The 6,562-nt window shown below is 69.9% G+C and carries 8 protein-coding genes; 2 read left to right on the top strand and 6 right to left on the bottom strand.

The genetic code is table 11. From position 1 onward, the window contains the following. The coding region (locus BLQ73_RS26395) for a MarR family transcriptional regulator (RefSeq protein WP_143020451.1) at window positions 1-348 on the top strand (348 nt) is incomplete at its 5' end. A 239-nt stretch (window positions 349-587) separates the two neighbouring features. Here BLQ73_RS26395 and BLQ73_RS26390 read toward each other — a convergent pair. From BLQ73_RS26390 to BLQ73_RS32825, 4 genes are all read right to left on the bottom strand, one after another. Further along, entirely contained in the window at window positions 588-1,622 is a 1,035-nt protein-coding gene (locus BLQ73_RS26390; protein ID WP_093174504.1) for a TerC family protein, read from the bottom strand. Window positions 1,623-1,888: 266 nt separating this feature from the next. Further along, complete coding sequence (locus BLQ73_RS26385; protein WP_093174502.1) at window positions 1,889-2,728, bottom strand: alpha/beta fold hydrolase; 840 nt, start codon at window positions 2,726-2,728, stop codon at window positions 1,889-1,891. After that, window positions 2,725-3,339: a TetR/AcrR family transcriptional regulator gene (locus BLQ73_RS26380; protein ID WP_093174500.1), complete on the bottom strand. Its 615-nt coding sequence runs from the start codon at window positions 3,337-3,339 to the stop codon at window positions 2,725-2,727. Before BLQ73_RS26380 ends, BLQ73_RS26385 begins: the two co-directional genes overlap by 4 nt. Window positions 3,340-3,414: 75 nt before the next feature. Further along, entirely contained in the window at window positions 3,415-3,552 is a 138-nt protein-coding gene (locus BLQ73_RS32825; protein WP_176955696.1) for a hypothetical protein, read from the bottom strand. 84 nt (window positions 3,553-3,636) lie between these two features. Between BLQ73_RS32825 and BLQ73_RS26375 the strand changes: the two genes are divergently transcribed. Next, window positions 3,637-4,086 (top strand): TetR family transcriptional regulator C-terminal domain-containing protein, encoded by a 450-nt coding sequence (locus tag BLQ73_RS26375; RefSeq protein ID WP_176955695.1) that lies wholly within the window; start codon window positions 3,637-3,639, stop codon window positions 4,084-4,086. Window positions 4,087-4,120: 34 nt separating this feature from the next. Here BLQ73_RS26375 and BLQ73_RS26370 read toward each other — a convergent pair whose 3' ends face one another. After that, complete coding sequence (locus BLQ73_RS26370) at window positions 4,121-5,107, bottom strand: NADPH:quinone reductase (RefSeq protein ID WP_093174512.1); 987 nt, start codon at window positions 5,105-5,107, stop codon at window positions 4,121-4,123. Between the two features lie 443 nt (window positions 5,108-5,550). Next, window positions 5,551-6,522 carry a LysR family transcriptional regulator gene (locus BLQ73_RS26365; protein WP_093174496.1) on the bottom strand — a complete coding sequence of 324 codons (972 nt, stop codon included), beginning with the start codon at window positions 6,520-6,522 and terminating at the stop codon, window positions 5,551-5,553. Window positions 6,523-6,562: the final 40 nt, after the last annotated feature.

Genomic DNA, 6,562 nt, shown 5'->3' with positions numbered 1-6,562 from the left:
CAGGCCGCCGAGGTGGGGCTCACGGCCGCCCAGCACCAACTGCTGCTGGCGATCCGGGGGCATTCCGACCCGCGGGGGCCGACCATCGGGGACCTCGCCGAATACCTCTGCACCCGGCACCACAGCACCGTCCAATTGGTCAACCGGGTGGAGCAGATGGGGCTGGTCACGCGCAACCGCAGCCTCAGCGGCGACCGCCGGATCGTCCGCCTCATGCTCACGGAGAAGGGCGAGGGGAAGCTCGCACTGCTGAGCGCCCCCCATCTCGAAGAGCTCCACCGCCTGGCTCCGCTGGTCGCCGGGCTGGCCGAGTCGGCCATGGCCCCGGCCCTGGAGGGGACGACGTGAACCACACGCCGTGGGGCAACCCTCCGGTTGGACGGTCTCGGCGGCCGACTGCCGGCCGCCCGGTCCCCCAAGTGGGCCTTCTCCCCCTCGTCCGGTACGGCAGCGGCCAGGTTCCACGAGGGCCGCAGGCGCCTGCGGAGACCGGGTCGACCTCCCGGGGCCCGCCGGGCCGAGCCGCACGCCGACTCGGGACCCGGTTTCGGGCGCGCCCGCCGTACGACGAGGGAATGTCGCCGCGGTCAGGGGTGTGAGCGCTCGGGCTGCTCATCGGGTGAGGCGGATGACCGAGCGCCGTCTCGCCGGTTGGCTCGCACACTCGTGATCGTGACGGTGGCCAGGACGCCGATGATGACGCCCAGCGACACCGGCGTCGGGATCTCCGGGGTCTGGGGCCAGATCCCGTGCGCCCAGTGGAGCACGAGCTTGACCCCGATGAAGGCGAGGATGATCGCGAGGCCGTGGTTGAGGTGGCGCAGCTTGGCCAGCGCCCCTTGCAGGACGAAGTAGAGGGCGCGCAGGCCGAGGAGGGCGAAGGCGTTGGTGGCGAAGACCAGGAAGGGGTCCTCGGTGACGCCGTAGACGGCGGGGACGGAGTCGACGGCGAAGACGATGTCGGTGACGAAGACGGCCACCATGGCCAGAGCGAGCGGCGTGAGCGCGCGGCGCCCGTTCTCCCGCACGACCAGGTGGGCGCCGCGGTAGTCGTTGGTGACCGGCATGAGGCGGCGCAGCAGCCGGACGGTGCGCATGCCGGAAATGTCGACTTGGTGCTGCTGCCCGCCCAGCGCCTCCTTGAACACCTTGCCGGCGGTCAGGATGAGGATGGCGCCGAACAGCAGGAACGCCCACGTCCCGCTCTGCAGTACGGCCGCGCCCAGGGCGATGAATATCCCCCGCAGCACCAGCGCTCCCACGATGCCGTACAGCAGGACCCGCTGCACGTAGGCGGCGGGGACGGCGAAGGCGGACAGCAGCAGCATGAACACGAACAGGTTGTCGACCGAGAGCGACTTCTCCACCACGTAGCCGGTGAAGAACTCCACCGCGACTCCGCTACCGAACGACAGCCACACGTACAGTCCGAAGGCGATCGGCAGTGCCAGGTAGAAGATCGACCACGCCACCGCCTCGCGCATGCGCACTTCGTGCGGGCGGCGGGTCAGCAGGAAGTCCATGATCAGCAGCAAGGCCAACCCCGCCACGGTGATCGCCCACAGGGTGGGCGACCCGATCGTCGACAGCTCGGACACGGCACGGGTGGCCTCAGAGGGCATGAAGTCTCCTCGAACGGGTTAGGTCGTTCGAGGTCTCCTTCACCCACGCAGTCATGGTGGGCGGCCGCCCGGGAACGCCACATCGCGTTCGTATTGACCGGGCCTGCGCTTGTGAAGTACTCCCCTCGCTCCGGTCAGAGTAGACCACCTTGGGCTCCACCTTCCACTCTTGTCCTTGACGCGAGCCAAGTCGAAGGTTGAGAAGGCGGATTCCGAACCCATCGCCGCCCCCAGACAGGCGAGGCCGGCGTGCTTCAGCGGGAAGGCTAGGTGCTCAGCACCTTGCGGAGCAGTTCGCCGAACTCGGCGGGGTGGGTGCTGAGACCCGTATGCCCGCCGGGGAAGTGGACGAGCTCCGTGCCGAACCGCTCGGCCAGGTAGGCGGCGGGCCGGTAAGGCAGTTCACCGTGGGAGTCCGCTCCGCCGGCGAGCACGAGCCGGTCCGACAGAGCCCCCAGGCGATCCAGGTCCGGGGTGTAGGCCATGAAGCTCGGCACGATACGCCCGAGGTAGTAGGGCATGTCCGCCATCGTCCGCTCCGCTCGCGCCGCCGCCTGCGGCGGCAGTTCGGTGGCCGCCTGGACGTCGACGGGGTCGGCGCCGGGCCGCCTGAGGCCAGCCGCGAACTCGGCCAGCGCGGGCATCAGCCCGTCCCGCCGGAAGGTGTCCTCGACGCGGGCGAGCAGCGCGCGATGCTCGGCGGCGTCGGGCAGCACCTCCACCACCGGCGGCTCGTGCGCCACGGCGCGCTCGATCCGTTCGGGACGGGTGGTGAGCAGGTGCAGGGCGACGATCGCACCCGAGCTGCAGCCGACCACGCGGGCGGGCGCGTCTGGGGACAGCGACTCCAGCAGGCGGAACGCGTCATCGGCGTGCTGCGCGACCCGCTGCTCCGCCTCCGGATCGTCCAACGGGCTGCGGGACAGGCCGCGGGGATCGTAGGCCGCGACCGTGTGATCGGCGGCCAGGTCGTCGGCGACGCCGTCGTAGGAGGCCGCGCCGCCCGTGCCGCCGGGGATCAGCAGCAGGAGCGGGCCCGTTCCGCGCACCTCGTAGTGCAGGGTGGCGCCGTCGACGCGCAGGTGGCCGATAGACGGACTGGTCAAGCCGGGGCTCCTTCATCGTGTTCATCATGTACGGGGTCGTGTGCGGGCCAGTGCTTCAGAAGGGCGTGGAGGGCGTCGAGGCAGCGGACCCAGGAGTCCTCCGCTGGACGCGCATGGGCGAACCCGCCCGCGGCCTCAAGGCTGGTGAAGCCGTGGAGCGTGCTGCGTATGAGCCGGACTGCGTCGGTCAAGTCGGGTTCGTCCAGCGCATAGGCACGCAGCATGCTGTAGGTCAGCTCGACCGCGCGCCACGGCCCGAGTGCCCGGGCCAGGAGCTCGGGATCGATTTCTATCGGGATCTGGGTCGCTGTATATCGACCCGGGTGGTCATGGGCGTACTTCCGCCACGCGGTGGCATACGCCACCAGCGCATCCTTGCCCGCCCGGCCGGCGGTGGCCTCCGCGATGCGGATGGTCTTCTCGTCCGCCGCCAGCAATGCGATCCGCCCGCGCAGGTCCTCCAGGTTGCGCACGTGCACATAGAGGCTGGCGTCTTTCACCCCGAGTCGTCGCGCCACCGCCGACATGGTCACGCGGTCGAGCCCGACCTCGTCCGCCAGCTCGGCACCGGCGAGTGTCACTCGATCCGCCGTCAACCCGGCCCGCGCCATAGGGATACCGCTTTCTCATCCTAGAGATATTTGCTTCTTCCTAATATCCCTAGGCTACACCTTGGATCACAAGGTTCACATGGCGAGTTGTGTGATCGCGTCGCGCAGGACGAGGAAGCCGGCGATGCCTACGATCCAGCGCAGTGCCGCACGCGAACCGGAGTTCAGTTTCGTCGCCCAACCCTCGAACCGCCCCCTCACCCGGTCGCGCATGCCACGGAGACCGGCTGGTCAACAGGGTCGCTCCGGCACTACTTCGCCAACCAGGACGCCTTGCGGCGGCATGCCATCGCGGTGGTGGTGCAAACGCTCCAGGAGCGGGTGTATCCCCGCATCACACAGCCTCGCGTCAGTCCTTCCCCGATCGACGGGGTGGCGTCGATCGGGGAAGAACTGCTGCCGATCGACGAGGTGCGGCGCGAGGAATACGTGCTGTGGTGCGCTGTCGCCGAGTGGGAACGCGCCGATCCCCCTCAGCACGGGTCGACCATATGGAAGGAGCAACGCGCTCTGTACCGCCAGTGCGTGGCCGCGCTCCGAGGATACGAGCCCATCCGTGAGACGAACGAAGCCGTTCTCCGCCCACATCATGATCACGAGGTGGAGCTGTGGGCGGCCCTCCTGCACACTTTCGTGGACGGCCTCGCCTCGCAGATCGTCAACACCCCTGGCGAGGTCACCGCGGCCGATGCGGGCCGTCTGCTGCGCCAGTTCCTCAGCGTCGCCGCGAAGCCCGGCCCGGCCTGAGGCGGCACGCCTCTGCGCATGGCACGAGGGATGGTCAGGTGTCGAGATCCGGGCGCAGGACCGCTCGTCTACCGTGGAGTTCCCCGTCTTCCATGTTGCGGTGGAGGGCGGCGGTGGCGCTCAGCGGATACGCCTCGACCTGGCGGGGGCCCAGTCGGCCCGCCGCCAGAAGCCGGTTGACCGCCGCAGCGGCCTCGGCGAGTTCGGCGACGGTCGCGTGGGAGATGACGAACCCGTTGATCGAGCAGTCCTTCATGTAGAACGCCCCCACTGGGAACACCGGGCGCGAACGGGCGCCGGAGAGCACAACGATCCGGCCGCGCGGCGCGCACAACTCGACGGCCGCGGCGAGGTCGTTCCGTCCGGACGTGTCGAGATGCAGGTCGACGCCACGCGGGGAGGCGTTCCTGATGTGCTCGACGAGGCCGGGCTCCCGGTAGTCGATGACGTCGCTCGCCCCGAGAGCGCGGCAGTGGTCGGCGTCTCGGTCGGCGGCGACGGCGATCACCCGGGCGCCGGCCTCCCAGGCCATGGTGATGAGCGCGCTGCCGACGTTTCCCGCGCCGCCGAGCACCAGGACGGTCTCCCCCGCCCGGAGTCCGCCGTGCGTGAACAGGGCCAGGTAGGCGGTGGCGGCCGGATGGGCGACGGCGACCGCGCGAACCGGGTCCGCACCGAGAGGAAGGTGGTAGAGGCGGTCGGCCGCGACCACGACCCGTTCGGCGGCGGCACCCTGGCGACCTCCGTGCCCGAGGCTGTTGGACCAGACGGCGTCACCGACCGCGAACCCGACCGCGCCCGGCCCGGTCGCGGCCACCGTACCGACCAGATCGCGGCCGACCACGAACGGAAACACAACTGGTGTGCGGAAAAAGCCGGAACGCACGAAAGTGTCCACCGAGTTGACCGCGACGGCGGTGACATCGACCAGGACATCGGTCGGCCCCGGCTCCGGAGTGGGCAACTCGCCGTACCGGATGTTCTCCGGCGGACCGAGGGTCTTGATGAAGGCTGCACGCATGATGACGAAGTCTTCCACCGCATGTCGCGCCAACGCCGCAGGTAGAGGTCGCGTCGAGCGTGTACACCCTCGGGGCGGCCGGACGTCTGCGGTTCCGGGGCTTAACGGCCGGTCAGCGGGCGAGCGCCGATCCTGTCTCACCGCCCCCTGCGTGTAGGCGCGGAGCGACAGCGGGACGAAGATCACCAGCAGCGCGGCCGGCCATGAGCTGGACGGCGATCATCGGATGCGCGAGTGGCCAGGCCGCGTTTCCTGACGGGGCACCCGGCGACCAGTTGCACCATGAGGGGGGGCACCATGCCCTTGGTGTTGGACGCCACCGGATTGTGGATGTTCCTCACCGCCGCCGGTGCGGGCTTCCCGCTCAACCGGCGGCGGGAGGCCGAACCCGCGACACCGTGACGTCCGCAGCGGCATCCGCAGCAACGTCCGCCTGCGCCCGGTCACGTCCTGGTGGTGCTGAAGGCCGCGCGGTCGGGGTCGGGAAGCCATTGGCGGCGCGGATCATACGGCTGGTAGCCGGCGGCGATGTGTTCCACGAACAGCTCCAGCGCCGGGTGCCGGTTCTGCCGGTGGCGCAGCAGCGACCAAGGGTAGACGGGCACGGGGTCGACGAGCGGGATCCGGGTGACGCCGGGCTGCCAGGGCAACTGCGTGTCCATGCCCGCGAAACTCATCCGTTCGCCGGAGGCGACCTGCTGCGCCATGTGTTCGTAGCCGAAGTTCGGCCCTGCCGTGTCGATCCGGATGCCGAACTCGGCGCTGAGGAAACGGTAGTAGTCGGCCCATTCGCTGCCCGCCGCGTTGCCGGGCATCCATACGGTCGCCCCGGCGAGCTCTCCCGTCTTCACCACCTGACGGTCGGCGAGCGGATGGTCTCGGCCGACGAGCAGGTGCACCGGCTCCAGGTGGGCGGGTGTGCTCACGAGCCCCTCCTCCAGCGCGCCGCTGACGCGGGCGAAGGCCGCGTCAGCGGATCCACGCAGAAGGGCGCCAGGCGCCGTTCTCAGCCCGTCCGAGGTGACGATCTCGATGTCGGCGTCCTCGATGTCGGCGTTCGTGAGGGCCCGGTGGAACGCGCGGACCAATTCGATGGTGGCCAGCCGGGTGTCGAGCACGTCGATCCGGAGCGTACGGCGCCGCACGCGCAGCGCGTCGAGCGCCCGGTCGGCGATGCCGACGAGGGCGCGCGCGTGGGCCAGGAAGGCACTGCCGTCCTCGGTGAGGCCGGTTCCGGCGCGCGAGCGGTGGAACAGCCTCAGGCCGAGATCCGACTCCAGCTTCGCGATCCGCTTGGAGACGGCCTGCTGGCTGATCCCGAGCCGTGCCGCGGCCTCGCTGAAGGAGTGGTCCTCGGCGATGGCGACGAAGGCGCGGACCGCGCCGAGATCCAGCTCTGCCGTACCTCCATGCACAACCGATGGTTGTGAGGTGTCGGCGTGTCGATTGTTGGAC

Origin of the sequence: Sinosporangium album, from assembly GCF_900100605.1 — a bacterium.
Taxonomy (GTDB): domain Bacteria; phylum Actinomycetota; class Actinomycetes; order Streptosporangiales; family Streptosporangiaceae; genus Sinosporangium; species Sinosporangium album.
The sequence above is the reverse complement of the archived record's forward strand: the minus strand, read 5'-3'. Positions and strand labels throughout refer to the sequence as shown.

What these genes read in the sequence shown, in the direction of transcription:
- BLQ73_RS26390 (WP_093174504.1), bottom strand. Translation starts at nt 1,622, where the DNA reads ATGCCCTCTGAGGCCACCCGTGCCGTGTCCGAGCTGTCGACGATCGGG.
- BLQ73_RS26380 (WP_093174500.1), bottom strand. Translation starts at nt 3,339, where the DNA reads ATGGCGCGGGCCGGGTTGACGGCGGATCGAGTGACACTCGCCGGTGCC.
- BLQ73_RS32825 (WP_176955696.1), bottom strand. Translation starts at nt 3,552, where the DNA reads ATGCGCGACCGGGTGAGGGGGCGGTTCGAGGGTTGGGCGACGAAACTG.
- BLQ73_RS26370 (WP_093174512.1), bottom strand. Translation starts at nt 5,107, where the DNA reads ATGCGTGCAGCCTTCATCAAGACCCTCGGTCCGCCGGAGAACATCCGG.